25 protein-coding genes are annotated in these 26,163 nt (G+C 62.0%); 12 read left to right on the forward strand and 13 right to left on the reverse strand.

What is annotated here, in order from left to right:
• Positions 1 to 61 precede the first annotated feature (61 nt).
• On the forward strand, positions 62 to 964 hold the full coding sequence (locus ACTJKE_RS20130; RefSeq protein ID WP_057253082.1) for a metallophosphoesterase family protein: 903 nt from the start codon (positions 62 to 64) through the stop codon (positions 962 to 964).
• A 235-nt stretch (positions 965 to 1,199) separates the two neighbouring features.
• On the forward strand, positions 1,200 to 1,751 hold the full coding sequence (locus tag ACTJKE_RS20135) for a tetratricopeptide repeat protein (protein WP_440692233.1): 552 nt from the start codon (positions 1,200 to 1,202) through the stop codon (positions 1,749 to 1,751).
• Positions 1,752 to 1,838: 87 nt separating this feature from the next.
• Here ACTJKE_RS20135 and ACTJKE_RS20140 read toward each other — a convergent pair whose 3' ends face one another.
• Positions 1,839 to 2,696 (reverse strand): DUF3313 domain-containing protein, encoded by an 858-nt coding sequence (locus ACTJKE_RS20140; RefSeq protein WP_440692235.1) that lies wholly within the window; start codon positions 2,694 to 2,696, stop codon positions 1,839 to 1,841.
• Between the two features lie 375 nt (positions 2,697 to 3,071).
• On the opposite strand from ACTJKE_RS20140, the gene ACTJKE_RS20145 reads away from it, so the two are divergent.
• From ACTJKE_RS20145 to ACTJKE_RS20165, 5 genes are all read left to right on the forward strand, one after another.
• Positions 3,072 to 3,590 carry an RNA polymerase sigma factor gene (locus tag ACTJKE_RS20145; protein ID WP_058326532.1) on the forward strand — a complete coding sequence of 173 codons (519 nt, stop codon included), beginning with the start codon at positions 3,072 to 3,074 and terminating at the stop codon, positions 3,588 to 3,590.
• 3 nt (positions 3,591 to 3,593) lie between these two features.
• Positions 3,594 to 4,421 carry an anti-sigma factor family protein gene (locus ACTJKE_RS20150; protein ID WP_093233993.1) on the forward strand — a complete coding sequence of 276 codons (828 nt, stop codon included), beginning with the start codon at positions 3,594 to 3,596 and terminating at the stop codon, positions 4,419 to 4,421.
• Between the two features lie 477 nt (positions 4,422 to 4,898).
• Entirely contained in the window at positions 4,899 to 5,108 is a 210-nt protein-coding gene (locus tag ACTJKE_RS20155) for a cold-shock protein (protein ID WP_053248201.1), read from the forward strand.
• 184 nt (positions 5,109 to 5,292) lie between these two features.
• On the forward strand, positions 5,293 to 5,517 hold the full coding sequence (locus ACTJKE_RS20160) for a hypothetical protein (RefSeq protein WP_057253071.1): 225 nt from the start codon (positions 5,293 to 5,295) through the stop codon (positions 5,515 to 5,517).
• 37 nt (positions 5,518 to 5,554) lie between these two features.
• Positions 5,555 to 5,935: a DUF6481 family protein gene (locus ACTJKE_RS20165; protein WP_057253069.1), complete on the forward strand. Its 381-nt coding sequence runs from the start codon at positions 5,555 to 5,557 to the stop codon at positions 5,933 to 5,935.
• 112 nt (positions 5,936 to 6,047) lie between these two features.
• Here ACTJKE_RS20165 and leuA read toward each other — a convergent pair whose 3' ends face one another.
• Positions 6,048 to 7,757, reverse strand: a complete 1,710-nt coding sequence (leuA, locus tag ACTJKE_RS20170; protein ID WP_057253066.1) for a 2-isopropylmalate synthase — start codon at positions 7,755 to 7,757, stop codon at positions 6,048 to 6,050.
• Between the two features lie 408 nt (positions 7,758 to 8,165).
• Complete coding sequence (locus ACTJKE_RS20175; protein ID WP_057253064.1) at positions 8,166 to 8,753, reverse strand: ATP-dependent Clp protease proteolytic subunit; 588 nt, start codon at positions 8,751 to 8,753, stop codon at positions 8,166 to 8,168.
• A 238-nt stretch (positions 8,754 to 8,991) separates the two neighbouring features.
• Here ACTJKE_RS20175 and ACTJKE_RS20180 point away from each other — a divergent pair, with 238 nt between their 5' ends.
• Together ACTJKE_RS20180 and ACTJKE_RS20185 are read left to right on the forward strand one after the other, a co-directional pair.
• Positions 8,992 to 9,570, forward strand: a complete 579-nt coding sequence (locus tag ACTJKE_RS20180) for a HupE/UreJ family protein (RefSeq protein WP_057254325.1) — start codon at positions 8,992 to 8,994, stop codon at positions 9,568 to 9,570.
• 11 nt (positions 9,571 to 9,581) lie between these two features.
• Positions 9,582 to 10,097, forward strand: coding sequence for a chloramphenicol phosphotransferase CPT family protein (locus ACTJKE_RS20185; RefSeq protein ID WP_440692238.1), 516 nt, complete (start codon positions 9,582 to 9,584; stop codon positions 10,095 to 10,097).
• Positions 10,098 to 10,117: 20 nt separating this feature from the next.
• On the opposite strand, the gene queF is transcribed toward ACTJKE_RS20185, so the two are convergent.
• The 3 genes from queF to ACTJKE_RS20200 form a co-directional block, all read right to left on the reverse strand.
• Positions 10,118 to 10,582 (reverse strand): preQ(1) synthase, encoded by a 465-nt coding sequence (gene queF, locus ACTJKE_RS20190; RefSeq protein ID WP_057253061.1) that lies wholly within the window; start codon positions 10,580 to 10,582, stop codon positions 10,118 to 10,120.
• Between the two features lie 151 nt (positions 10,583 to 10,733).
• Positions 10,734 to 11,651 carry a cation diffusion facilitator family transporter gene (locus ACTJKE_RS20195; RefSeq protein ID WP_113133449.1) on the reverse strand — a complete coding sequence of 306 codons (918 nt, stop codon included), beginning with the start codon at positions 11,649 to 11,651 and terminating at the stop codon, positions 10,734 to 10,736.
• 125 nt (positions 11,652 to 11,776) lie between these two features.
• Positions 11,777 to 13,351 carry an MFS transporter gene (locus ACTJKE_RS20200; RefSeq protein WP_440692241.1) on the reverse strand — a complete coding sequence of 525 codons (1,575 nt, stop codon included), beginning with the start codon at positions 13,349 to 13,351 and terminating at the stop codon, positions 11,777 to 11,779.
• 177 nt (positions 13,352 to 13,528) lie between these two features.
• Here ACTJKE_RS20200 and ACTJKE_RS20205 point away from each other — a divergent pair, with 177 nt between their 5' ends.
• A complete protein-coding gene (locus ACTJKE_RS20205; RefSeq protein WP_058321153.1) occupies positions 13,529 to 14,455 on the forward strand; it encodes a LysR substrate-binding domain-containing protein in 927 nt (308 codons plus the stop codon).
• A 97-nt stretch (positions 14,456 to 14,552) separates the two neighbouring features.
• On the opposite strand, the gene ACTJKE_RS20210 is transcribed toward ACTJKE_RS20205, so the two are convergent.
• From ACTJKE_RS20210 to ACTJKE_RS20220, 3 genes are all read right to left on the reverse strand, one after another.
• On the reverse strand, positions 14,553 to 16,742 hold the full coding sequence (locus ACTJKE_RS20210; RefSeq protein WP_112994338.1) for an anthranilate synthase: 2,190 nt from the start codon (positions 16,740 to 16,742) through the stop codon (positions 14,553 to 14,555).
• Between the two features lie 112 nt (positions 16,743 to 16,854).
• The gene (gene trpLE, locus ACTJKE_RS20215) at positions 16,855 to 16,899 is read right to left on the reverse strand and encodes a trpE operon leader peptide TrpLE (RefSeq protein ID WP_192494823.1); all 45 of its coding nucleotides are present in this window, start codon (positions 16,897 to 16,899) and stop codon (positions 16,855 to 16,857) included.
• Between the two features lie 123 nt (positions 16,900 to 17,022).
• The gene (locus tag ACTJKE_RS20220) at positions 17,023 to 19,128 is read right to left on the reverse strand and encodes a TonB-dependent receptor domain-containing protein (RefSeq protein WP_440692243.1); all 2,106 of its coding nucleotides are present in this window, start codon (positions 19,126 to 19,128) and stop codon (positions 17,023 to 17,025) included.
• Between the two features lie 399 nt (positions 19,129 to 19,527).
• Between ACTJKE_RS20220 and ACTJKE_RS20225 the strand changes: the two genes are divergently transcribed.
• Positions 19,528 to 20,448 (forward strand): extensin family protein, encoded by a 921-nt coding sequence (locus ACTJKE_RS20225; RefSeq protein WP_112994336.1) that lies wholly within the window; start codon positions 19,528 to 19,530, stop codon positions 20,446 to 20,448.
• Between the two features lie 30 nt (positions 20,449 to 20,478).
• On the opposite strand, the gene ACTJKE_RS20230 is transcribed toward ACTJKE_RS20225, so the two are convergent.
• A complete protein-coding gene (locus ACTJKE_RS20230) occupies positions 20,479 to 20,931 on the reverse strand; it encodes a thioesterase domain-containing protein (protein WP_058321197.1) in 453 nt (150 codons plus the stop codon).
• A 243-nt stretch (positions 20,932 to 21,174) separates the two neighbouring features.
• Between ACTJKE_RS20230 and ACTJKE_RS20235 the strand changes: the two genes are divergently transcribed.
• Positions 21,175 to 21,684 (forward strand): DUF1993 domain-containing protein, encoded by a 510-nt coding sequence (locus ACTJKE_RS20235; RefSeq protein ID WP_058321157.1) that lies wholly within the window; start codon positions 21,175 to 21,177, stop codon positions 21,682 to 21,684.
• A gap of 99 nt (positions 21,685 to 21,783) precedes the next feature.
• Here ACTJKE_RS20235 and ACTJKE_RS20240 read toward each other — a convergent pair whose 3' ends face one another.
• The 3 genes from ACTJKE_RS20240 to ACTJKE_RS20250 form a co-directional block, all read right to left on the reverse strand.
• Positions 21,784 to 23,463, reverse strand: coding sequence for a formate--tetrahydrofolate ligase (locus ACTJKE_RS20240; RefSeq protein ID WP_058321158.1), 1,680 nt, complete (start codon positions 23,461 to 23,463; stop codon positions 21,784 to 21,786).
• 172 nt (positions 23,464 to 23,635) lie between these two features.
• Positions 23,636 to 24,859 carry a DUF2333 family protein gene (locus tag ACTJKE_RS20245; RefSeq protein ID WP_093234002.1) on the reverse strand — a complete coding sequence of 408 codons (1,224 nt, stop codon included), beginning with the start codon at positions 24,857 to 24,859 and terminating at the stop codon, positions 23,636 to 23,638.
• Between the two features lie 3 nt (positions 24,860 to 24,862).
• Positions 24,863 to 26,152: a DUF6638 family protein gene (locus ACTJKE_RS20250; RefSeq protein WP_057253039.1), complete on the reverse strand. Its 1,290-nt coding sequence runs from the start codon at positions 26,150 to 26,152 to the stop codon at positions 24,863 to 24,865.
• Positions 26,153 to 26,163 lie beyond the last annotated feature (11 nt).

The raw sequence follows: 26,163 nt of genomic DNA on the forward strand, positions 1-26,163 counted from the left end.
CGCACGCGATTCATCGGGCGACCTGATTCCCCTCGGCCGGAATATGCGCTAGACGGGGGCGATGTTCAAACTTGCCCATATCTCCGATGTCCATCTCGGGCCCCTGCCCGAATTGTCCTTGAGGGAGCTCGCGTCGAAGCGCATCACCGGTTTCGTCAACTGGCACCGCAACCGCAGCCGGCATCTCTTTACCGGCACGCTCGACACCCTGCTGGCGGATATCGAGAAGAAGGATCCTGACCATCTGGCGATGACAGGCGATCTCGTGAACCTCGCGTCTTCGCTTGAGATCAAGGCAGTGACCGAATGGCTGACGGATGCCGGCAAGCCGGAGAACATTTCCATCGTTCCGGGCAACCATGACGCCTATGTGCCGGGCGCCTACGAAAAGACCACCCGTGCCTGGTATCCCTACATGCGGGGCGACGATGCGCCGGCTCATTGGCACGACCGGCACCGTTGCTTTCCCTATATGCGGGTGCGCGGACCGGTCGCGCTGATCGGCTGCTCGACCGCTGTCGCAACGCCCCCCTTTGCCGCAAGCGGCTATTTCGGCCAGCGGCAGGCACGCGCGACCGTCAACATGCTGCGGGCCGCCGGCGAAGCGGGCCTCTTTCGTATCGTCATGATCCACCACCCGCCGATCCGCGGCGCGGCCTCGATGCACAAGCGCATGATCGGCATCCGCCGTTTCGCCGCGACGATTTCCTCGGGCGGTGCGGAGCTCGTGATCCATGGCCACACCCATCTCAACACCGTCTACTGGCTGAAGGGCCAGAATGCACCGGTCCCGGTCGTTGGCATCGCCTCGGCCTCGCAAGGCCCGGGCGGCCACAAGCCGCCAGCAGCCTATAACCTCTTCACCATCACCGGCGAGCCGGGCAATTGGCAGCTGACGCGCGAACGCTATGCGCTGAACGGCGATGCAACGACGGTGACACTCGCCGAAACGACGCGTTTCTGAAGCCGTCAGGCGGGCCACTTCGCAGAATATTCATCGCCCGGCGAATATTTTCCCGCATTCATGCGTCATACCCCAGTCGTGCGCCGCCCGCTGGTGGTGTGCATTGTCTTCTGGCATGCTTCGTGGCTGAAGCCGCCCGACGGCGGCTCACCTCCTTTCGGAGCGTCAAGGACACGCGATCATTTTGAAACGACGCGCGGGCTTTCAAGGGCATGCGCGAAGAACGGGAGATGGCATGATGTACCGAAAGGCCCTGCTTGGCGCCCTGATTGTGGCCGGCGCAACCAGCTTCATGGCGCAGGCCGTGATGGCAGCCGGCGAAGACACCAGCGAACCGCCCAAGAAGACCAAGACGACCAGCGAATGCACGGATTGCAAGGTGTGGGACGCAAAGAAGAATGCCTGCGTCAACGCCAAGAAAAGCGACCTCAGCGACGATATCCTGTTCCAGGCCGCCCGCGAGCTCGCCTATGCCGGCCAGTATGAAAATTCCATCAAGGTACTCGGCGCGGTCAAGGACCAGAAGAGCGCCCGCGTCCTCAACTATCTCGGCTATTCCAACCGCAAGGCCGGCCGCATGGAACTCGGCATGCAGTACTACAAGCGCGCGCTCCAGGCCGACGAGAACTACATTCTCGCGCGCTCCTACATGGGCCAGGCGCTGATCGAACAGGGACACGTCGAGGAAGCACGCGTGCAGCTCGTCGAGATCCGCGATCGTGGCGGGGAGAACACCTGGGCCTACCGCGCACTGTTGCAGTCGCTTGGCGGCGTGCGCCAGTACTGACCCACCGGGAGCATCGAGGNGCCGCCTCGATCGCAGCGCCAAACGACAGAGCGCCGAGCGCGCAAGAGACGCGCCGGCATTGGCTGTCTAGCCCTTCTTTGCGCCCCCGCTGCTGCCGCTTGCAATGGGCGCGCTCTCGTTCTTCTTCTCCGACCATTCCGGCGGCAGACCGAGCGCGCCGCCAGCGATGCCGCCGAGGCCGGATCCTTTGCCGAAAACAGCACAATCGGGATCGGAGGGTTTGCCGGTCACCGCATAGGCGACGCTGCTCTTGACGTTCTTCATCGAAGGCAGTTCGAAGTCGGATTTCATCGGGTCACCCGATTTTTCCAGCAGCGCACTGAAATCGCCCGAAAAATCTCCGGCAAGCTCAAAGGCGTCGGCAGCCGTCGATGCGCGGGAACCATTGGTGAGGATGTTGGCACCGCGCGCCCATGTCAGCCCGGCGATCTGCTTGCCCCGCGCGTCGAAAGCCTCCGCCTCGACTGCGAGACTTCCGAGACCGATCGGAATGCGCGGAACCGGAACGGGAGCGACCGCCGAGGTGACGGTCGACACGCCCGCAACAACGGCATTTGTCGATTTGACCTTGCTGACCACGGAGCGCACGGCCATATCCGCCGGCTTCGATATCGGCACGACATCGAACTGCGCACTCAATGCCTCGCAGAGCGACCGGTCGATCGCCGTCGCCACCAGTTTCCTCTGCGGATCTCCAAGCTTGTCGAGATCGGCATTGGCCGCGAAGGTCGTCGGGATCACGTGCACCGTCTTGACGTTCTTGGTCGAGGCGGCATCCACCCGATACTTCGTCTTGGTCACCATCCCGTCGCTGGCGACGAAATCCTTGTAGGACGATAGTGATCCGGTTTCGATGACCTCAGCGCTCTGGCATGCGGCAAGGCCCACAAGCAGCGGAACCACCGCACCAATGCGCATGGCCATGGCCCCTCGCCGAAGCTGGGCGCTGCCCCATCGGCCGCCCCTGATCCGAGCGGCGTTCATTCTCTTGCTAGGATGCTGTGCGTTCATTGGCGTGTCCCCGACATCGACCTGCAGTTGTGCCATGGGGTCCAGCCAGATTCGGGCCGAACTTTGACGCGATCTCGGGGTGGCGGTGCAGTTTACGGTAACGAAGTCCTCGGTTAACGGCGGCCGGCAAGCAAAAGCTTTTTGGGAAAAGACGCTATGAAGCAGCAGAATTTGCTTCCCGTTCCGGCACTTCCCTTGCAGACTAAGGGGCAAATGTTTCATATCATCCGGCTCGTGCCTCGCACCGCGAATAAATGCACGATCCGGCACGTTTCATTTGGAAGAGCAATGCGTCCAGCGGCAGAAACGAAGGACTTCAGACGCGACTTGGTCAGTCTCCTGCCCAAATTGCGTCGGTTCGCGATGACGCTGACGCGCAACGCCAATGATGCCGACGACCTCGTCCAGGAAGCCTGCGAGCGCGCGATCACGCGCAGCCACCTGTGGAACGGAGAAGGCCGGCTGGAAAGCTGGGTCTATGCGATGACGCGCAACCTCTGGGTCGACGAGATTCGCAAGCGCAAGGTCCGCGCCGGCAGCGGCACGGTCGATGCGCTCGGCCAGGAAGAGCTCAGCATCGAGGCTTCGGCCGAAAAGGCCGTCTACGCCAACCAGTTGCAGAAGATGATCCTGTCGATGCCCGAAGGCCTGGCGAGCGTGTTCCTGCTGGTCAACGTCGAAGGCCATAGCTACCGCGAGACGGCCGACATCCTCGGCATTCCGATCGGCACTGTCATGAGCAGGCTGTCGACGGCGCGCCTCAGGCTTGCCGCCATGATCTCCGAGAATACCGAAAGGAGGGCCTGACCGTTGCAACAGACAAAGGGTCACGCACTCGAAGTTCGCCTATCCGCCTATATCGACGGTGAGATCGGCGAAGCGGAACGAAATGAACTCGACGCGCTTCTCGCCCGCGACGAAGACGCCAAGGCTTTGTTCGAAAAGCTGAAAGCCGGCAGCAGCTTCGGCGATACGGCCTTTGAGGATTTTCTGCACGACCCCGTGCCGCTGGCCCTGGTGCGACAGATCAAGCAGGGTCCCGGTGTCAGCCCCAAAACCGAACGCGTGACGGCGACAGCCGCCAACGTCAGAAACGTGCGCATCTGGCCGCGCGTGCTTGCCGCATCGGTTGCACTGATGCTGCTCGGCGGTTCGGCCGGCTTCGTCATCGGCACGGCAAACAATGTGGGCGAACCGGCCGAAGTGGCAGCGGCGCGCGGCTGGCTGGACGATATCGCCGACTACCACCGCATCTATTCGCGCCAGAAAGAGCATCTCGTCGAGGTTCCCGCCTCCGAGGCTCCCAAGATCGAGACCTGGCTTGCGTCCAGCGTCGGCGTTCCCTTCAAGATTCCGCAGCTTGGCGGCAAGGGCCTGACCTTCGCAGGCGCCCGTCTGCTGGTGGCGAACGGCAAACCCGTGGCACAGCTCGTTTACCGCAGCACTGAGGGCGAGATCTTCGCGATCTGCTTCCTCAAGAATACCACCGGCCCGCAGTCGAACGATTTTGACGAGAGCATCCGCGATGATCTCGGCATGGTCTCCTGGCAGAGAGGTGGCGCCTCCTTCGTGCTCGTCGGCCCTTCCGCCCATGTCGGGATGCAGGATATCGCCGAGGCCGCCGCCGCGACGATCTGAGTTCACGCCTTCAAAGCTTGGCTTTGCCGCAACCAACACGAAAATTCTGGAGCCGCCCCCTTGGCAACACCAGTTGCCAAGGGGGATTTCGCTGCCATGAAAAGCAGACATCGGCCGCGGTCGGCAGAAAGCATAATTCCTGCGCCCATATTTGGAGCAAGCAGAAATTTGTGTAGGCAACCAAACGGTTACACCTGCGACCACGTCGCAAAATACACTACCGCGATGGCCAAATATTGAGTCCGAATTGCAGCGTCACAGCTCCCGCAAAATTGGCAAAAATCGGCAAGAAAAAACCAAAGGTTGACATTGCAATACTTTACCTCTATCTCTGGCAAATCGATATTTGCTTGCTAAGCTTTGGTTACCGCGCATCTAGCAACTGCGCCCTGAACGAACCTTCCTTTCAAAAATCGCTATCACCATCCGCAGCGCTCCCGCGTCGCGGTCGTTCAATATGCTATGAGAGGGTTCATCATGACCACCGGCACAGTTAAATGGTTTAATTCCACCAAGGGCTTCGGCTTCATTCAGCCTGACAACGGCGGCCCGGACGCCTTCGTCCACATCTCCGCCGTCGAACGCGCTGGCATGCGCGAAATCGTCGAAGGCCAGAAGGTCTCCTACGACATGGAGCGCGACAACAAGTCGGGCAAGATGTCGGCCTGCAATCTTCAGGCGGCCTGAATCGGTATCGGCTCTCCCTTGACCACGGATGTACTGGCACTGCCGAGAGCATGATACCCATCAAGGTCAGGCAATATGCCTGGCCTTTTTTATTTCCGCGCATCGAATGCACGTTCCCGCGACTGCGTTGCACATCGGGAATGACGTGACTGCCGTCGACGCGCCTGTAAGATCGGGATCCCCCATGACAGAGACCCACACCAAATCGCGCCAGCGGGCCGAGATTGCCTTTGCCAAGGAGCAATCGCAATTCTTTGCTCGAGGCAGCGCAGTCGAGGAACTCGACGCCATCGTCCAGGCACGCGAAGAGAAGACCTCGCGCCTGCGCGAAGCACGCCTGGCGAAGGAATTGCAAGATCGTCTGGCGGGTGCTGCCGCCCCCATTTCGAAACGCGTCAGAAAAACCTGACCTTCAGTCAGGGTGACACCTCAACTGGAAGAGAGACTTGAGAAACATCAGAAACAGTGAACTCACCGACCGTCGCAGCGCCGCTGCCGATGCGAAGAAAGCGCTTCTTGAAGCCTACCGCGCGGCAAAGGAAGCCGCAGAACCGACCCAGCTCGCCCGCCAGGCCGAGCGTCAGGCAGTCGCTGCGGCCCGCGAGGAACGGCGCGCTGGTCGCGAACGGGCGAAGGCCGAGGAGCGCGAGCGTTTGCAGGCCGAGGCGGCAGAGCGCGAGGCCGCCATCGCAGCCGCTGCTAGAGCCGAGACCGAGGCACGCGAGGCCGCTGACCGGAGCCGCATTTCGCGCGTGATCGAGGACGAGGCCGCTCGCAAGGCCGAACGCGACCGGCGCTACGCCAACCGCAAGGCGCGGCAGGCATAACAGACGACCGGCGCGTCGGCATGACGCCGTCATGCCGAGCTGCGACTGCCCTGTCTCAACGATTGATCGAAAACGCCGCCCGTCCATTGAGGGCACGCGGCGTTTTTGTTGATCAGCCGCGCTTCATTTCCAGAACGCGGTTCGCCGCCGACACGATCGCTTCGAGCGAGGCGGCAACGATGTTGGTATTGATACCGGCACCGAACAGTTTTCCGCCCGGATGCTCCATCTCGACATAGGCGATGGCCGCCGCGTTGGAGCCGTGCTGCAGTGAGTGCTCGGAATAGTCAGCGACCGAAAGATCGATGCCGAGGTAGATCGACAGCGCGTTGATGAAGCCGTCGATCGGGCCGGTGCCCTTGCCTTCGATGCGCTTCACCTCGCCATTGTCGGTGATCTCGGCGGCCACCACGCGCACGCCCTTGTGCTCGCCGACCGGATAGGTGTGGTGATCGACGAACTTGATGCGCGCGCCCGGCTGCTCGACATAGCGCTCGATGAAGCGCTCGTGGATGCGCCTGGAGGGCACCTCCTTGCCTTCCTCGTCGGTAATGCGCTGGATGTCTTCGCGGAACTCGACCTGGAGGTTGCGCGGCAGGTTGATGCCGTAATCCTCCTGCAGGATGTAGGCGATGCCGCCCTTGCCCGACTGCGAGTTGATGCGGATGATCGCCTCGTAGGAACGGCCGACGTCGCGCGGATCAATTGGCAGATACGGCACTTCCCAGAGCGGCTTGTTGGCCGTCTTGATCGCCTTCATGCCTTTGTTGATCGCGTCCTGGTGCGAACCAGAGAAGGCCGTATAGACCAGCTCGCCGACGTATGGATGGCGCTCCGGAATGACCATCTGGTTGGAGTATTCGTAGACTTCCTTGATCCGCTCGATGTCCGAGCAGTCGAGCTGCGGGTCGACGCCTTGCGTGAACATGTTCAGCGCCAGGGTGACGACGTCGACGTTGCCGGTGCGCTCGCCATTGCCGAACAGCGTGCCTTCGACGCGGTCGGCGCCAGCCATCAGGCCGAGCTCGGTGGCGGCAATGCCGGTGCCGCGGTCGTTGTGCGGGTGCAGCGAGATGATCAGGTTTTCGCGGTTGTCGAGGTTGCGGCACATCCATTCGATCTGGTCGGCATAGATGTTCGGCGTCGCCATCTCGACGGTCGAGGGCAGGTTCAGGATCAGCTTGTTTTCGGGAGTCGGCTTGACGATTTCGGTGACCGCATTGCAGATCTCCAGCGCCACTTCGAGTTCGGTGCCGGTAAAGCTCTCGGGCGAATACTCGAAGCGGTAGCCGCCACCGGCCTTGGCCGCCATGTCGGTGATCATCTTGGCAGCGTCGGTGGCAATCTGCTTGATGCCGGCGACGTCCTTGGCGAAGACCACGCGGCGCTGCAATTCACTGGTGGAATTGTAGAAGTGCACGATGGGCTGGTGGGCGCCTTCGAGCGCCTCGAAGGTGCGGGTGATCAACTCGGGCCGGCACTGCACCAGCACCTGCAGCGACACGTCCTTGGCGACGTTACCCTCTTCGATGCACCAGCGGGCAAAGTCGAAGTCGGTCTGCGAGGCCGAGGGGAAGCCGATCTCGATTTCCTTGAAGCCCATGTCGAGCAGCAGCTGGAACATGCGGGCCTTGCGATCGTGACCCATCGGGTCGATCAGCGACTGGTTACCGTCGCGCAGGTCAACCGAGCACCAGATCGGCGCCTTGGTGATCGTCTTCGACGGCCAGGTGCGGTCGGTGAGTGCGATCTGCGGGTAAGGCTGATACTTCACCGACGCTTCCGGCATGCCGTTCTTGATGGAATGGGATTTCTGGATCATTGCAGCTTCTCTTCATCACTGAGCGCTCTGGCCGCATTGCCATAACCGATCGGGGACCGGATTGCGATGGCAAATGGAGCGGCGGGCGCGCCTTTGTCCTAAAACTCTTGTGGGGTCGAGGAGCATCCGCCGGCGTGGCTTTTCGGCCGCCGGGCGCTCCTCAGCGAACCCGGCAACCGCGAGTAAGGCCGAGAAGAAGAAGCGAGGCGAAGGCGCGCAGCGGCGCACGATTGTCATCGTGTGCAGCAGAGATCGTAGCGATCTGGTGTGCGTCGGCCTTGGTCATGGTCAAAGCCTATACACGGCTTGCCGAACCGGAGCAAGCGGCACAATGCGCGCAGGTCGCTGCAAAAGAAAAGGGCACCGCCGCGATGCCGGTGCCCTTCATATCCGTTCGGCTGAGCGAACTCAGATGTCCGCAGCCGAGGTGATGATGCGCGACACGAGACCATAGCTCTTGGCCTCTTCAGCCGACAGCCAGTAATCGCGCTCGGTGTCCTTGGCGATCTTTTCGACCGTCTGGCCGGTCGCTTCGGAGAAGATCTTGTTGAGGCGCTCGTTCATCTTGATGATTTCGCGTGCCTGGATCTCGATGTCCGAAGCCATGCCGCGGGTGCCGCCCGACGGTTGGTGAAGCAGGAAGCGGGTGTTCGGCAGGCAAAGGCGACGCTCCTTGGGAACGCCGACATAAATCAGCGCGCCGGCGGATGCGACCCAGCCGGTGCCGATCGTCCAGACCTTCGGCTTCACGAACTTGATCATGTCGTGAATGCTGTCGCCGGATTCAACGTGGCCGCCCGGCGAACTGACGAAGAGACGGATGTCCTCATCGCTGGCCGACGCAAGCGCCACGAGCTGCGAGCACACTTTCTGCGCCAGTTCCTGGGTGATCGTGCCGTAGATGAAAATCGAACGCGACTTGAAAAGGTTCGCCTCCGTTTCCTTGCCGAGCGGCAATTCGGTCTTCTTGTCGTCCTCGTCGTCGTTGTCGTACATCCGTGTTTCTCCGGCGTCTCATGAAGTCTTCAGTCAAAGTCAGATAATGCGACTCGACGCCGAAGACAATGCAACAAACCGAAGCGGCGACAAAGCGGCAAGGCGCACTTCGCTTATGGTAAAAACACCTACCGCCAAATGCCGTATAGACAGGTGGACAAAGGCCAATAAAATCAACCGCGCCAAACATTCAGAACGGGGCCATCCTCCCAGGCCTCGCCGATCCATGGGGACACGCATGAACAGACGCATCCTGATTGCTGCCGCGGCGCTGATCGCTTCCGCCGCCCCGGCCTTCGCCCACCTCAACCCGGAAGAAAACGGCTCGTTTGCGGCCGGCTTCTCGCATCCGCTCTTCGGCCTCGACCATATCCTCGTCATGGTCGCCGTCGGCCTCTGGGCCGCCCAGATTGGCGGCCGGGCACTGTGGATCGTGCCGACGGCCTTCGTCTCCATGATGGCGGCGGGCTTCGCGCTCGCCATGGCCGGCGTCGGACTGCCCTTCGTCGAGCCGGCGATCTTGGCCTCTGTGGTCGCACTCGGCCTGCTCGTCGCCATGGCGGTGCGCCTCGACACCGCTGCATCGGCGGCCATCGTCGGCGTCTTTGCCCTCTTCCACGGCCACGCCCATGGCGGTGAGCTTGGCAGCGCCGGGGCACTCGCCTTCTCGGTCGGCTTCATTGGCGCGACCGCAGCGCTTCATGTAGCCGGCATCGGTCTCGGCATCGCCCTTCAGCGCCTTTCCGGCGGCAACGTGCTGGCGCGCATCCTCGGCGGGCTGACGGCAGTTGCGGGTGCAGCCCTGATCTTCGGCTGAGATCAGGAAACGTGCAGCACGGACGCATTATCTTTCTGAACGGCACGTCCAGTTCCGGAAAATCCACGCTGGCAAAGGCGCTCCGGGAAATCCTCCCGGAGCCCTTCTGCTACTATGCGTCAGATCAGCTTGCCGACGCCGGCTTTCGGGTGCTCAAGCGTGGCATGCACCATGGGATGCGCGGCGAACGCAACAGGTTCTTCGACGGATTTCACTGCTCGATTGCGGCTTTCGCCGAGGCCGGCAACGATCTGATCGTCGAGCATATCGTCGAGGAGAAAAGCTGGTCCGACGAGATCAGAAAACTGACAGCACATCTGGACGTCTTCTGGATCGGCGTTCATGCGCCTATCGAAGACCTTGAGCGTCGCGAGCGCGGCGATCGCACGATCGGTGAAGCCCGGTTTCACCTCAAGACGCATGCCCACTGCAACTACGACCTCGAAGTGGATACGCACGAACCAACCGATCAGGTTGCCGCGCGCATCGCTGATGCCTGGCGCCAACGCCGGGCTTTCAAGCCGTAGCGGAGACCCCGCTTTTTCCCTTACCCGCGACCGCGATAGGTCGGCACGCCCTGATCGGGCAGCCACAGGCCCTCCGGCGGCTTGCCGGTCTGCCAGAAGACGTCGATCGGGATACCGCCACGCGGGTACCAATAGGCGCCGATGCGGAGCCAGCGTGGCGAAAGCAGCGAGACCAGCCGCTGGGCGATCTCGATGGTGCAGTCCTCGTGAAAGGCGCCGTGGTTGCGGAAGGAGTGCAGGAACAGTTTCAGCGACTTCGATTCCACCAGCCACTCATCCGGCACATAGTCGATGACGATATGGGCGAAATCCGGCTGCCCGGTCATCGGGCAGAGCGAGGTGAACTCCGGCGCGGTGAAGCGCACCAGATAGTCCTTGCCCTTGTTGCCACTCGGCACCCGCTCCAGCACCGCCTCTTCCGGGCTTTGCGGCAGGTCGACCTTCGCGCCCAATTGCGAGAGGCCAGATACGTCAGTCTTGCTCATTTGCCTGTTGCTCCGTGAGAACATCCGCGCGTGGGTTCGGTCGATACCGGCTTGCGCCCTCGCCGACCCGCCCCGTTTGCGGCCCTTAAATCAGAACTGCCTTAAGAAGGAAATCTTCTCGCAGTTCAAGCGATATCGGCCGTTTGTGTTTTCAATGGCGCGCTGACGTCGTCTTGACGCGCACGCCGTGCGCCTTCTCGCCCTCCGGCTCCACATGGATCGCTATCCTGGCGCCCGGATGCACCACACGGATCGCATCCTCGATCCGGTCGCAGATATCGTGCGCCTCGCCGACCGGCATCGCTTCCGGCACGACCATGTGGAAGTCCACAAAGATGGCCGGACCGGCCTGACGGGTCTTGAGATCGTGCACGCCGAGCGACCCCGCGGCATTGGCGGCGATCGCCTGCTTGATCGCCTCTTCCTCTTCCCCCGAAACCGCCCGGTCCATCAATCCATCGATCGAACGCGAGATCACCATCCAGCCCTGGAAGAGGATGTTGCAGGCGACGACGACGGCGAGCAGGGGGTCGAGGATCGCGTAGCCGGTCGCGATGGCAAGCACGAGGCCGACGAGAACGCCGATCGAGGTGACGACATCCGACAGGATATGGTGACCATCGGCACTCAGCGCCGGCGAGCGATGGTTGCGGCCGGCTGTGATCAGCACATAGGCCCAGATGGCGTTGACGACTCCCGCGGCGAAGTTGATCGCCAGGCCCAGAGCCGGCGCTTCCATCACCACCGGCGCCATGATCGCCGGCACCGCTTCCCAGACGATCAAAAGAGCTGCAACGACAATCAGCACGCCTTCGATGACGGCTGAAAAATACTCGGCTTTGTGGTGGCCGAAGGGATGGCCGGCATCCGCCGGCTTGGAAGCATAACCAATCATCAGATAGGCGATCACTGCGGCGATCACGTTGACCGTGGACTCGAGGCCATCGGACAAAAGGGCCACCGAGCCGGTGAGCCACCAGGCGAGAAGCTTCAGCCCCAGCACGGCCAGAGACAGCGGAATGCCCCAAAAGGCAAGCTGCAGGACGGTTCTGTTGTCGGACGCAGACATTTTTATCATTCCCTATGCAGATGCAAACGAGTTGCAAACGCAAGCCCATTGAAACGCAAAACCGCCCGCGCGAATTTCGCGCAGGCGGTCTATCGCTAAGCATATGAGCGATTGGGCCCCGCTTGTCAAAGCTTGGTTCGGCTGGCTCCGGTTTCTCCGCAGGCAATGACCTCGAGGGCCAACAGCTTGGCTTCGATTTCGTCGCCGTCGGCAACCTTGCTGCCCCGGCCAATGAAGAAGAACACGACGGCTGCGGTCGCCACCGTGATGCCAGTCAGCAGCCAAAGCAAGGCACTGAACGCATCGCCATAGGCGTGGAGGAGAACGGCGTGCGATGTCTGCGGTGCAAGCAGCGCTGCGTCCGTAAGGTTGCCAGTCACGACGCGCTGGGCCATTGCAGCGGCATTCGCGCCGGCCTCCGGCCCCAGGTTCGAAGCGGTGAGCGCGGAGAGAACTGCGGTCACGATCGCGAGCGCAACCCCCTCGCCTGCCACGCGCGTGGTGCTGAAGATCCCCGTCGCCATGCCCGCGCGCTCCTTCGGCACGACGCTGACGGCAAGCCCGTCCATCAGCCCCCAGGGCAGGCTGATGCCAAGTCCTATCAACAGCAGAGGTGCGAGCAGCACGGCCGGCTCGGAACCCACCGGAAACCGGCTTAGCCAGAAGAGCCCTGCCGCCGAGATCAGCAAGCCCGCTCCACAGATCGCTGCCGGCGTGAACCAGCGCGTCAACAGACCTGCGGCAATCGGCAGGATCAGAAGCGGCGCAGACATCGCGATCATCATCTGGCCACCTGAGACCGCGCTCATGCCTTCGATGCCGATGAAACGCACGGGAAGCAGGATCAGCAAAACGACGAAGCCATAGGCGGGAGCGGCCGCAAGCAATTGCACGCCGACGAAGCGCGGATAGCGAAACAGCGTCAGATCGAGCATCGGCCGCGCGACCGAGCGCTCGATCCACCAGAAGGCCAGGAAGAAAAGCACGGAGGCCGCGAACATGGCGACCGCGAGAGGGTGGCTCCAGCCGCTTTCCGGTGCCTGCAAAATGCCGAAGGTGAGCGCAGTCAGCGCCGCGGTGAAATTCGCAGCTCCCTTCCAGTCGAGGCCCGTGGCATCCGGATCCCGCGTCTCCCGCATCAAAACCGCTCCAAGTGCCAGCGCCAGGCCAGCGAGAGCAACGACGAGCAGGAAGATCGCGGGCCACCCGAAGGCCTCGACCATGAGGCCCGAGGCGATTGGCCCGAAGGCGAGGCCGACGCCGAAGCTGGCGCCAACGAGGCTGAAGGCTCTCAGCCGCTCGTTTCCTTCGAACTCCTGGGCGAGCGAGGCCATGCCGCCGGAGAAGGCGGCGGCTGCGCCTATCCCTTGAAGCGCTCGCAACACGTCGAACCAGACGATATTGCCGGCGAATGCCAGAGCAGCCGAGAACAGCAGGAAGGCAGCAAGTCCGCCGAGGAAGACGCGCTTGCGACCGAAACTGTCGGCAACTGCGTCTGCCGCCATCAGCGAACTGCCGAAGGTCAGCATGAAGGCATTGGTGACCCAATTGAGCGCGATCGGATCGGCGCCGAGGCTGCGGCTGATCGCCGGCAACGCCACGGCTGGTCCCGTGAAGGTGAGCGGCATCGCAGCCGCCGCGCAGCAAACCGCGAGCAGCACGAACCGGCGTCCGCGCCCGTCTTTGAACTTTTCTCTCATATCGTCCATCCGTTGGAGCAAAGGAGATACCCACACAGACTTCCTGGAAACCTGCAGCTGGACGTCCGCCGCTTGGGCATCGATTGACGAATGCAGGATAGTTTCGCCATAATCGGCTGAGAATTGTGCCAAGAGGACAGGCATACCGGAACAGAACGCTCGAATAGGAAGTCAGCAATGGATCGCCTGAGTGGATTGACCGCCTTCGTGCGCACCGCCGATCTCGGCAGCTTCGTCGCCGCTGGGCGCGTGCTCGGCCTGTCCGCCTCCGCGGTCGGCAAGGCAGTCACTGCTCTCGAAAAGCAGCTCGGAGTGCGCCTGCTGCAGCGCTCGACCCGTAGTATCCGGCTGACCGAGGAGGGACGCCTCTTTCACGAGCGCTGCCGCCGCATTCTCGACGACCTCGACGATGCAGAAGCCTCATTGGCCGAGGCGGTGGCCGTTCCGCGCGGACGGCTGCGTGTCAGCGTGCCGATCGTCAGCTACCATCTGCTGTTACCGGTGCTGCCGGAGTTCGTGCGGCGCCACCCCGAAATCGAGCTCGACCTCGACTTCAACGATCGCATCGTCGATCTGATCGACGAGGAAGTCGACGTCGCCGTCCGCAGCGGCGTGCTGCCGGATTCCCGGCTGATGACCCGGGCGCTGCGACCGTTCCAGCTTCTGCTCTGCGCCGCCCCCGCCTATCTCGATCGGCACGGCACACCCGAATGCCCGCGTGACCTCGACGGGCACCATGCGATCCGCTTCCGTTTTCCCAACAGCCGGAAGCTGCAGGAATGGCCGATCGCCATGCCCTCAGACGGACCCGGACCGCAGATCAAGACCGTGCTCACCAGCAACAACATGGAGGCGCTCAGCGGCGCCGTCCTCAGCGGTCTCGGCATCGGCTGCCTGCCGGATTTCCTCGCGCGCCAGCCACTCAGTGACGGCCGGCTCCGCACGGTGCTCGACGCCTATCTCGACGCTCCCGGACAGTTTCACCTCCTCTGGCTGTCAAACCGCCATCTATCGCCAAAGGTGCGCGTGTTCGTCGATTTCCTGGGCGAGCGGCTTTTTGCCGATCGCTGCGAGCGCGCGCCAGCCATTCAGGCGACACGGTAGGAACAAAAAGGGCCACCTCCATGACGGAAGCGGCCCCTTGGTTCTTCAATATCGTCAAGATCTTCCCAACGTCAGCATCGCCCGAATGCGGGAATGCTCAGGCGGCCTTGATCTTGGCGCGCTTGGCAAGATGCGCCACGACGTTCTCGATCATCCGCATGCCGGCGTCGCCGCCAAGCGTCATGATCGATTCCGGGTGAAACTGCACTGCAGCCACCGGTTCCTTGGTGTGCTCGATACCCATGATCGTGCCGTCTTCGCTTTCAGCTGTAATCATGAAGTCGTTAGGCAAGCTCGACGGATCGGCGAAGATCGAGTGGTAGCGCCCGACGGTCACTTCCTTGCCGAGACCGGAGAAGACGATGCCCGGTTCCAGCACGCGGATGCGCGACGGCTTGCCGTGCATCGGGATCGCGAGTTGGCGCAGGTCCCCGCCATAGGCTTCGGCAAGCGCCTGCAGACCGAGGCAGACGCCGAAAATCGGCAGTTCGCGGGCCCGCGCCTTCTTGATCGTTGCCCTGCAGTCGAAATCTTTCGGATTGCCGGGTCCTGGCGAAAGCACGACGAGATCCGGCTTGACGCGATCGAAGATCTCTTCCGCGACCGGCGTGCGTACCGTCGTGACGGTTGCCCCAGTCTGGCGGAAATAGTTCGCGAGCGTATGAACGAAGCTGTCTTCGTGGTCGACGAGCAGGATGTTGACGCCGGCGCCGACCGCCGCAACGTCGCGGCTTGCCTTGCCGGCGTTGGCGGATTTCGCATCGCGAATGGCAGCGATCATGGCGGAGGCCTTCAGTTCGGTTTCGGCTTCTTCTTCTTCCGGGTTTGAATCGTAGAGCAGCGTCGCCCCTGCCCTGACCTCGGCGATGCCGTCCTTGATGCGGATCGTGCGCAGCGTCAGGCCCGTGTTCATGTCGCCGTTGAAGCCGACCATGCCGATCGCGCCACCATACCATGCACGCGGGCTCTTCTCATGGCTTTCGATAAAGCGCATGGCCCAAAGCTTCGGCGCACCGGTGACCGTCACCGCCCAGGCGTGACTGAGGAAGCCGTCGAAGGCATCCATATCGTCGCGCAGCCGCCCTTCGATATGGTCGACCGTGTGGATCAGGCGCGAATACATCTCGATCTGGCGGCGGCCGATGACCTTGACCGAGCCGGGCACGCAGACGCGGCTCTTGTCGTTGCGGTCGACGTCCGAGCACATGGTGAGCTCGGATTCGTCCTTCTTGGAATTCAAGAGCTTCAGTATCTGCTCGCTGTCGGCGATCGGGTCGTCGCCGCGCTTGATCGTACCCGAGATCGGGCAGGTCTCGATGCGGCGGCCGGAAACGCGAACGAACATTTCCGGCGAAGCGCCGACGAGATATTCCTGGTTTCCGAGATTGATGAAGAAGGAATAGGGCGACGGATTGATCGCCTTCAGCCGATTGGAGATTTCCGAAGGCTTGCTCTCGCAGCGCTCGAAGAACTTCTGGCCGGGCACCACTTCGAACAGATCGCCACGGCGGAAGCTCTCCTTCGCCTTGACGACGAGCTCGGCATATTCGCCGGGGCGATGGTCGCCATGCGGCGGGATGCTGTCGACTGTCTGGAATGGTTCGCTCGCGATCTCGTCCGCCTTGCCTTCGGTCGTCTTGCCATCCTTGGCGAAATCGTAGCGGTCGATCCAGGCCTTGGCGGCATAGTGGTCGACGACGAGGATCTCGTCCGGCAGGAACAGCACCATGTCGCGCTGGTCGTCGGGACGCTTGAGCTTCAGGTCGATCGCGTCGAACTGGAAGGCGAGATCGTAGCCGAAGGCGCCATAAAGGCCGAGGCTCGCGTCCTCGGCCGAATGGAAGAGATTGGTGACGGCGCGCAGCACGCTGAACACCGTCGGCATCTTCGAGCGCTCTTCCTCAGTGAAGACGCGGTCAGGCTGATTGATCGTCAGATCGAGGCGGCGGCTGGTCGAGGCGCCGAGGGTGATGTCCGCGACTGTCTTCAGCTGCTCGGCGATGATCGACAGCAGCACTTCGCCACGGTCGTTATAGGCTTCGATCCAGAGCGCGCGGCCGAACGAGGAAATGCCGAGCGGCGGATCGACGACGGCCGTGTCCCAACGGGTGTAGCGGCCGGGATATTCATAGTTGGAGGAAAACACCGCGCCGCGGCGTTCATCGAGCTTGTCCACATAGCTCGCGATCGCCTGCGTATAGGAGGCTTCGCGTCGCCTGCGCGTCACCACGATGCCGCCTTTGGTGGTGTAGCTCTCCGCTCCGCCCTCGAGAATTACCGTTGCCATTCGCCTCGCTCCGTAAAAGCCCGGTCCTTGAGCGGCCCAAACATGAAAAAAGCCGCCTCGAAATCTCCGGGCGGCTTCATCTCTCAATCACGCATGACTGGTCAAGGCCGCTTCAGCGAGCCCACCACCAGGTCGAAATGTTGCGTGCATTTTCCATGGGCGAAAGTGTTAGCGTGGGTTGATGCCTTGCGCAAGCGGGAAAGCCGCGCCGGATATCACGGATCGATCAAAAAAAGAGGCGGCTCTTGCGAGCCGCCCGACTGGAGTTGATCTCATCCTATCAGAACTTCGCCTTCGCCGTAACCAGGAAGGTGCGACCGCGGCCCGTATCGATCGTGCTGCCTGCAATCGTGCTCGACGACGGCGTGTAGGTCTTGTCGAACAGGTTCGTCACCGTCGCCGTCACCTCGAAGCCGTTCTCGAACTTGTAGTTCGCGAAGAGGTCGACGAGGCCATAGCCCGGAACGTTCGGCGGCGTGCGGTTGATCTCGCCGACGAATGCGTTCGACACGGCATAGAGCCGCGTGCCGACCGTCAGGCGCTGGTCTTCGAGGAAGCGCGCACCGAGCGTTGCGCTGATGATGTTGTCGGGCAGATAGCTCTGGACACCGAATCCATTGACCTGCGAAGGCAAATTGCTGTCGGTGTAGGTGTAGGCGAGATCACCGAAGACATAGCCGGCATCATAGGCCGCCTGGAGTTCGAAGCCCTGCACCGTCGACGTGCCGGGATTGTTGACGAAGAAGATCTGGCGACCGCCACCCAGCAGCGCTGCGGTGATGTAGTTGTCGATGCGGTTGTGAAAGTAGTTCGCCTTCACACGCAGGCTGTCGCTGGGATCGAGCAGCCCGTCGAAGGTGAAGTTCGCACCGATTTCCCAGCCCTTCGAGATTTCAGGCTCGAGGAACGGATTGGGGAAGAACGACTGGCCGCTCGTACCCGGGTGCGTGCCACCTGCAAAGGTTTCGTTGACAGTCGGCGAGCGCGAGGTCTCGGCGTAGGTCACGTAGGGCTGGATCCAGTCCGTCGGGTTGAGCGCGACCGTGACGCTCGGATTGAGACGGCCGTCGGACTTGTCGACCGTGTAGGGACCCGCCGGCAGGCCGATCGGGTTGCCTCGCACCACGGCGCCGGAGCCATCGAGGCTGAAGTGATCCCACCGCAGGCCGGCCGTCAGGTCGACGATGCCATAGGTGAAGGTCGTGTTGCTGAAGACGCCGGTCGTGGCATTAGTGCCGCTGCCGTTGACGCCGCCAGACGGGCGCGCCGTGCTGTTGATGACGTCATAGTCGTCGCGGAAGTATTCGACGCCGTAGTTCGCCCGGACGGCAACCTCACCGAGATCGAACAGCGAGGTGTTCGAAATGTCGAAGCCCTTGCCCGTGTCGGTGATGCGACGACCGGCCGCCGTGCCGCCACCGCGAATATCGGTGTCATACTTCATCTTCAGCCGGTTCCAATAGGCGTTCGCCCGGAAATCGATGAGTTCGTTGTCCGGCGTATAGGAATAGCTGGCCGAAACGGTCTGGTTCTTCACGTTCTGGAAGTAGGAGTTCGCGAAGAAGTCGTTGTCATAGGTGATGCCGGTGAGCTTGAAGGTGTGGTCCTGATCCGGAGTCACCTCGAACTTCAACAGGCCGGAAAGCAGGTCTTCCTCGGTGTAAGGCACCGTTACGCCGTTGCCGTTGTCGTAGTTGCCGGGATCAGCCTTGCTGATGCCGCCGAGCACCGAGAAGACGTCGTTGAAACGATAGGCACCGATCAAAGATTCCGACCAGCCGGCCTCGTTGCTGCCGTAGGTGGCAGAAGCGATGCCGCCGTAGTTCTTGCCGTCCTGGATCAGGTCTTCGACGTCGTAGGTCTTGAAGTTGACCGAACCGGCCAAAGCACCGCCGCCGACACCGGTGACGGCACCGCGGGTGACATCGATCTCGGACAGGAATGCCGGATCGAAATAGGCAAAGCCCTGGGCTTCATGGCCGGTGAAGCGGAAGTTCTGGCGCACACCGTCGATCATCATGTTGACGCGGCCGGACCCCTCGAAGCCGCGGATGTTGACGGCGACGCCCGGGTTCTGCGGGTTGTTGGCGGTCGACGTGCCGGGAACGCCGCGCAGCAGGTCGTCGGTCTCGAGACCGGATTGCAGGTCGATCTGGTCGGACGTGACGACGCTGACCGGGCCGGCCTTGGCATAGGGGTCAGCGGTGCGCGAGCCCTTGGCAACGATCGGCGACAGATAGGTTTCGCCCTTCTTGGTCTCCTCAGCCATTTTCTCTTCCGGCTTTGCCTGGTTTGTCGGGCTCTGGGCGAATGCGACGGTGGCGACTGAAATTGCAAGAGTTGTCGTGCAAGCCAACAGGGCCTGGCGACGATGCCGGGTGAGCATGGACCAATCCTTTGAGGTTCGAGGCCGGGCTTGCTGTTGAGCGGCAAACTCAAGGGGCTGGCTGGGCGCGTTCTGGGCGTTGCGACATGTCGTCGCCTCATTTATGCCGCATAAAAAACATGAGTTTATTTGTCAACATATAAAGATACTCCCCACAATTTGTGGGGTCGTGCCAATTCGAGGCGTTGCCGAACTGCAACGCTTTTGCCGGAGAGTTGGAGCGGACGAGCAAAAGTACATGCGGCCTTCCGCCCGCATCCCGCTCTAATTTATTGGAATCGGTCACGTTTATGATTGGATCGATTCCACCCAAAACATCGCGATCTCATGAAACCAGATCCGGTTCTGCGCGTTCCCTCCGCTCAAAGCCCGCCGCGCGGGCAGTGAGAAAGGTACTGGATGCGTCGCTCTTTCCCCTTGATCCTGCTGTCACTCCTGATCCTGACGGGCGCCAGCCTGCCGAAACACGGCCCCATCCCGATAGAAAAGCCGCCGACGGATGCAGGAGCGGAAGAGGCTGTTCCCACACCCGACAAGAAGCCGGCGGCACCGGCGGACGACGGCAAGGGCGCGACGGAGAAAGGGCCGACGGCAGCCAACGGCGAACAGCCCGTTCCGCAGCCGAAGCAGGCGGATGGAGACGAGCAATCGACAAAGGACAAGAAGCTGCCGGCGGACGAAAAGGACCAGCGCGCCGACGAGAAGAAGGATGCCAAGCCCGCACCGGCGCCAATCGTCTATCCACCGGTCGAGACGGAGAATGCTGCCGAATATGCCAAGTGCCTCGCCGACCTGAAAGCGGTTGGCGCGACGTTTGTCGAAGCCAAGCGCATCGACGACGGCAAGGGCTGCGGCATCGACAAGCCACTGGAGGTCACCAGCATTCTGCCCGACGTTACGCTCGCGCCGAAGGGAGTGATGCGGTGCGAAACGGCGCTGGCGCTGGCACGCTGGACAAAGGAAGCCGCCCAGCCGGCTGCCGAGGTCGCCTTCGACAAGAACATCAAGATCAAGGCGCTGAACCAGGCGTCGACCTATATCTGCCGCCTGCGCAACAATGCAACGTCAGGCAAGATCTCCGAACATGCCCACGGCAACGCCGTCGACATCGCGTCCTTCCGCTTGAGCGACGGAACGACGATCGCCATCCAGCCGCGCGACGAGGATGGCACGATGGACGGCGCCTTCCAGCGCGCGGTCACCGCCTCCGCCTGCCTGTATTTCAAGACTGTGCTCGATCCCGGCAGCGACGCCGCCCACGAAACCCACCTGCATCTCGACGTGATCGATCGGCGCAATGACTATCGCTATTGCCGCTAGGCGGGGATCACCTAGCCCGGTCGCCGCAACTCAGTCATTGCTATAGCCGAGGGCGACAAACTCGCCCTCGAAACGCCCGGCCACCTCTCCACCGTCAAGCAGGTCGGCAACGACCACGGCCCGCGCCCTGCCCCGCCGTTCGAGCAATCGCAGAAAGCTCGGCCACTGCCCGGCATTCGCTAGCGACGAGCGAGCCGAAAAGGCACCGGCCACCGGCTTTAGATAGTCCATGCGGTTGCTCTGGATCACCAGGCGCGCAGCCACGCCGCTTTTGCGCAACCGCACATGCAAGAGCGACCACGCCGACAGGATCGATAGCGCCGAGGCGCTGCCGCCGAACACCGTTTCGCGGTGATTGATGTTGGGTGCCAGGGGCGCCGAGAGCAGGATATGGTCTTCCGCTACCTCCTCTACATGAACCTGCATCGCCGCCGAAAGCGGGATATGGGCGTGAAGATAGGTCTGCAAATCCTGGGGCGTCATCGCGGTGTCCATTGTGTCTGCTACAGTGGCGTACGCCTTGCGTGTCGCGCAAAGGTCGCCTCCGATCAATGCACGAGACCCCATGTCCTGGCCAGTGCCGCAGGCCCGCGTTCAGTCGCCTCCGGCCAGCCTCATAACCACAAAGATACCGGTCGGCGCGCCTTGCAGGACGGCACCCCGGCTCCCAAATACAGGCATGAGGAAAATCCACCCGTTTTGCGCCCAGTCTCAAGGAAATGTGTCATGGCATTGACGATCTACCAGCTCTCCATTCCCGCATTCATTCGCGGTCTTGGTGTGCTCACCAAACTGCTCGACAAGGCCGAGGCTCATGCGCGCGACAACGGCATCTCCCCTGATGATCTCGTCATTGCCCGGCTGGCGCCGGACATGCTGACGCTTGCCGGCCAGGTGCAGCGAGTGAGCGACACGAGCAAGGGTCTGGTCGGGCGCCTGACTTCGATCGAGGTTCCCCGTTTTCCGGACGAGGAAAAGACCCTGGACGAACTGCGTCAGCGCATCGCCAACACGGTTGCTTTTCTTGAAATTGTGCGCCCCGTCGACCTGGAGGATAGCGGCAGCCGCGAGGTCGTCCTCAACTTCCCGACCCTGAAAGTGACGCTCACGGGCGAAGAGTATCTGCTGAGATTCGTTCTGCCAAACTTCTATTTCCACCTGACGACGGCCTACGACATCCTGCGTCACAAGGGCGTCTCGATCGGCAAGGCCGACTTCCTCAGCCTCACTGCCTAACTTCCATTCTGGAAGCGAAGATAAAGGAATGCAAAACACGACAACGCCGCGCATCCCGCCGGATGCGCGGCGTTGTTTCGATCAGGCCAGTCGGTCGCTCTAGAACAGCCCCTCGATGTAACCCCGCTCGTTCAGGAAGATCTTCTCCGACGACGGCACTTTGGGAAGGCCGGGCATGGTCATGATCTCGCCGGTGATGACCACGATAAAACCGGCGCCGGCCGCAAGTCGCACCTCGCGGATCGGCACCGCATGGCCGCTCGGCGCGCCGCGCAGGTTCGGGTCGGTCGAGAAGGAATATTGTGTCTTGGCCATGCAGATCGGCAGGTGGCCATAGCCCTGGTTCTCCCAGGTGTGCAGTTGATCGCGCACCGACTTGTCGGCGATCACTTCGCTCGCATGATAGATGTCCTTGGCGATTGTCTCGATCTTGTGGAAGAGCGGCATGTCATCCGGATAGAGCGGCGAGAACTGCGAATGGCCGCCCTCGGCCAGATCCGCCACCTTGCGCGCCAGTTCTTCGATTCCCGCCGACCCCTCGGCCCAATGCCGGCAGAGCACGGCGTCGGCACCGAGTGTCGTCACATAGTCCTTGATCGCCTGAATCTCGGCCTCGGTGTCGGAGGTGAAGTGGTTGATCGCGACGATCGCGGGAACGCCGAACTTCTTAACGTTCTGTACATGCCGGCCAAGGTTGGCGCAGCCCTTGCGCAGGGCCTCCAGGTTTTCCTTGCCGAGATCGTCCTTCTTGACGCCGCCATTCATCTTGATCGCCCTGACGGTGGCGACGATCACCGCGGCATCGGGCTTCAGCCCCGCCTTGCGGCACTTGATGTCGAAGAATTTTTCCGCACCTAGATCGGCGCCGAAGCCGGCTTCCGTCACGACATAGTCGGCGAGCTTCAGCGCCGTCGTCGTCGCGATCACCGAATTGCAGCCATGGGCGATGTTGGCGAAGGGACCGCCATGCACGAAGGCGGGATTGTTTTCCAATGTCTGCACTAGGTTCGGCTGCATCGCGTCCTTGAGCAGCACCGCCATCGCGCCATCGGCCTTGATGTCGCGCGCAAACACCGGGCTCTTGTCGCGTCGGTTGCCGACGATGATATTGCCGAGGCGCTTCTCGAGATCCTTCAGATCGGTTGCCAGGCAGAGGATGGCCATGACCTCGGATGCAACGGTGATGTCGAAACCGGTCTCGCGCGGATAACCATTCGCGACACCACCGAGCGGCCCGACAATGCTGCGCAGTGCCCGGTCGTTCATGTCCATCACGCGACGCCAGGCGATGCGGCGGATGTCGACGTTCTGCTCGTTGCCCCAGTAGATGTGATTGTCGAGCAGCGCCGCGAGCAGATTGTGCGCTGAAGTAATGGCGTGGAAATCGCCGGTGAAATGGAGGTTCATGTCCTCCATGGGCACCACCTGTGCGTAACCGCCGCCGGCGGCTCCGCCCTTGATGCCGAAGCAGGGGCCGAGCGACGCCTCGCGGATGCAGACGATCGCCTTCTTGCCGATACGGTTGAGCCCGTCGCCGAGGCCGACCGTCGTCGTCGTCTTGCCTTCGCCGGCCGGCGTCGGATTGATCGCCGTCACCAGGATCAGGTGGCCGTTTTTCTTTTCGCGCTGGCGGGCGATGAAATCGGCCCCGATCTTAGCCTTGTCGTGGCCGTAGGGCAGCAGATCTTCCGCCGGGATGCCGAGTGCCGCCCCTATCTCCAGGATCGGCTTTTTCTTCGCCGCACGCGCAATCTCGATATCGGACTTAACCTCGGTCATGACATGTCCCCTCCCCAGGGTCTCGTTTTCATCCACGCCTTTCAAGGCGCAGTTCGCGATGCCGGAGCGAGATGAGGAAACGTGTCTGCGGCTTTCGGCCCGCATCCCGCTTTAACTCAAGTAAGGTCTGCGGCAGCGCCCGGAAGTTCAGGCGCCACCTTGCCGTTCAGCCCTATCGGGCGAGGATATCGCGCATTTCGACGATGTTCGAGCGTACCCTCAGCGTATAGAAGCCCATCGTCGCCAGATGCGTCGGCATGATCCAGCCGGCCTCCTCGCCGTTGGAGATGATCAGCGGCTGGATGCGCAATGCGGCGCGCAGTTGCTTGATCGTTTCCGTCCAGATCGGCGTCAGGCCGCGCTGGGCAACGACGTTGTCGAAGTCGGCGCCGGCGGCCGACAGAATGCCGTAATAACCGTAGAGCTGGCCATAGGCGAACCAGAAGCGGTCGTCGGCGCGCGTGTCGAACCAGCCGCCATTGTGGTTTTCCGACCGTTCGCGAATGATCGCCGAGGTGTTGCCGAGATCGTTGGCAACACGGTCGAGGAATTCGACGAGGTTGTCGGAGCGGCCGTCGAAGATCGCTTCGCATTTGCCGAGCGAGATGTTGAAGGCCCTGAGGTCCTTCATCGCCGCCCGGTAGAAGCTCGGCGTCGGCGTCTTCGGGCCAAACGGGTTCAGGCCGAAATACCAGGTCTCCTCATCGAACTGGATATTGCCGCGCGCACTCTGCAGGTCGCTGTTGATGCCGGACGTGCCGCGCACGCGACCAAGCGAATCGACCAGTTCGACCGAGGTGCGGCGCACCGCCTGGTTGATGCCGCGCTGGAACGACGCCTTGTTGTCGAGCCAGGGCGTGTCGTCCCAGTCAAGCCCGAAGAACCCGAGCTTGTAGAGCAGCATCGACGATATCCACGCATTCTCGTTGACATTGTAATCGATAAGGTCGGCGGCGACATCGACGATTGCCGAGGTCTGGCACACGGTACCGGCAGGCAATTGCACCACCGCCAGCGCCTCCGGTGTCGATTCGGTCTGCGGTGCAGCCGCCGCCGCAAGGTTGGTTGCCGCCGCACCGGTCGTCGATTGGCCCGTCGTCGCACCCGGGCCGCTCTTCGGCGAGCCCGCCGGCACCTTGTGCTCGGCCAGCTTGTAACGCTCGACATAGTCAGGATCGAAGTTCGTCCAGGCCTGCGTCTGCCAGATGAAATAGCCGTAGAGGAAGATGAGGCCGAGCAGAACGATGCCGATTGGTCCTTTGATGATCCAGCTCCGCTGCCGATACCAGTTACTGGCCGCAACGAACGGCCAGAGCAGCCAGGCAACGGCGAGACCTATGCCGCGGCCGATCGCGGTAAAGACCCGCTGGAAAAACGCAACGATCGGATCGAACATGTCCTATTCCTCTCTGAGGCCGTAAAGCTTGTGGCGGAAGGCCGCCTTGTCCTTGAGATATGAACCCGTCAGCGTCGCCACAACATAGGCCTTGAAGCTTTCGCCATAGCGCTCGTAGGCGTCGTAGAAACCCTGCTTGTCGAAGACGAAGCGCGAGACGAAATCGCGGGGCACGAGCTGGGAAATCAGTCGGTTGACCAGCCACTGGTCGGGATGGGTGGGTGCTGCGCGCACCAGCATGAAGCGGTTCGCCGGCGCCACGTCCTGCATCTTGATCGTGCCGGTCGCGGCAACCATGCGGATCATCTCCTGCAGGAACGGATAGGCCCCGTCCCTCGCGACGACAGCCGCATTGCGGTGCATCCAGGTCTGCAGCCAGATCCGGTCGGCATTGGCGAGATCGGCCGTCGGGTCAATTTCGTCGATCAGCCCGCGCACGATCATGTCGGCCCGGTGCTGATAGAGCCCCGACTCCTCCACCCAGGACGCCTGTGGCAATTGCAGCCGCTTGGTCGAGGCGAGGAAGTCGTAGATCCGGGCATGATCGTTGATGGCGATATAGCTGACCTGCCATGGCCGCGAGCGGCGGAAGCCGGGGACCGAGGGGTCGCAGATCACGGTCGTCGTCTTGTCGTCGAGAAAGACATAGACGCCCCCGAAATGATTGGCCCAGAAGGCTTCGTGGCGGAAGACGAGCTGGTCCGGCACCAGCGCATTCTGGCGGATATCGCCGGTGAGCTTGGCAAGCTCGACCATGCGGTTCAGCATCTCGTCGTCGGCCCAGGCCGTCGGCACTTTCTTCAGCCGGTCGACGAGGCCCCTGAGTTCGGCGGCCTTGCCGAGCATGTCCTCGGCCGACAGCACCCGGAAACGCACCTCGTTGATCGACAGCAGGTCGTCGATGTCGTCGACGACCGAAACCGAATCCTCGATCTCGCCGTAGAGCGCGTCCTTGATCGTGATCGCATTGATCGCGCGGCCGTTGGCGTTGAAGAATTCGTGCATCAGCGCCGCCGTATTGGAGAAGCTCGTATGCACGACCGGCAGCTCCGCCTGATCCGGTGTCATGATGATGAACCGGCGGTTGACCCGGTTCGGATCGAGATAATCACGGTCACCCAGTTCGTCAGCGATTTCGGGCGAAAACCCGGTCATGTCGATGCTGAACGCCGTCAACGCCGTCGGGCGCAGGCCGAAGCCTTCGAGTGCCTTGTTGTAACGCGCGATCAGGTGCGGCTCGGAGACATCGAGCAGCCGTCCATAGATGAGCTCGGCTTCGAGCAAGCGTTTCATCGGTCAGCTCT

It is taken from the genome of Ensifer sp. 22521 (assembly GCF_052044795.1).
GTDB lineage: Bacteria > Pseudomonadota > Alphaproteobacteria > Rhizobiales > Rhizobiaceae > Ensifer.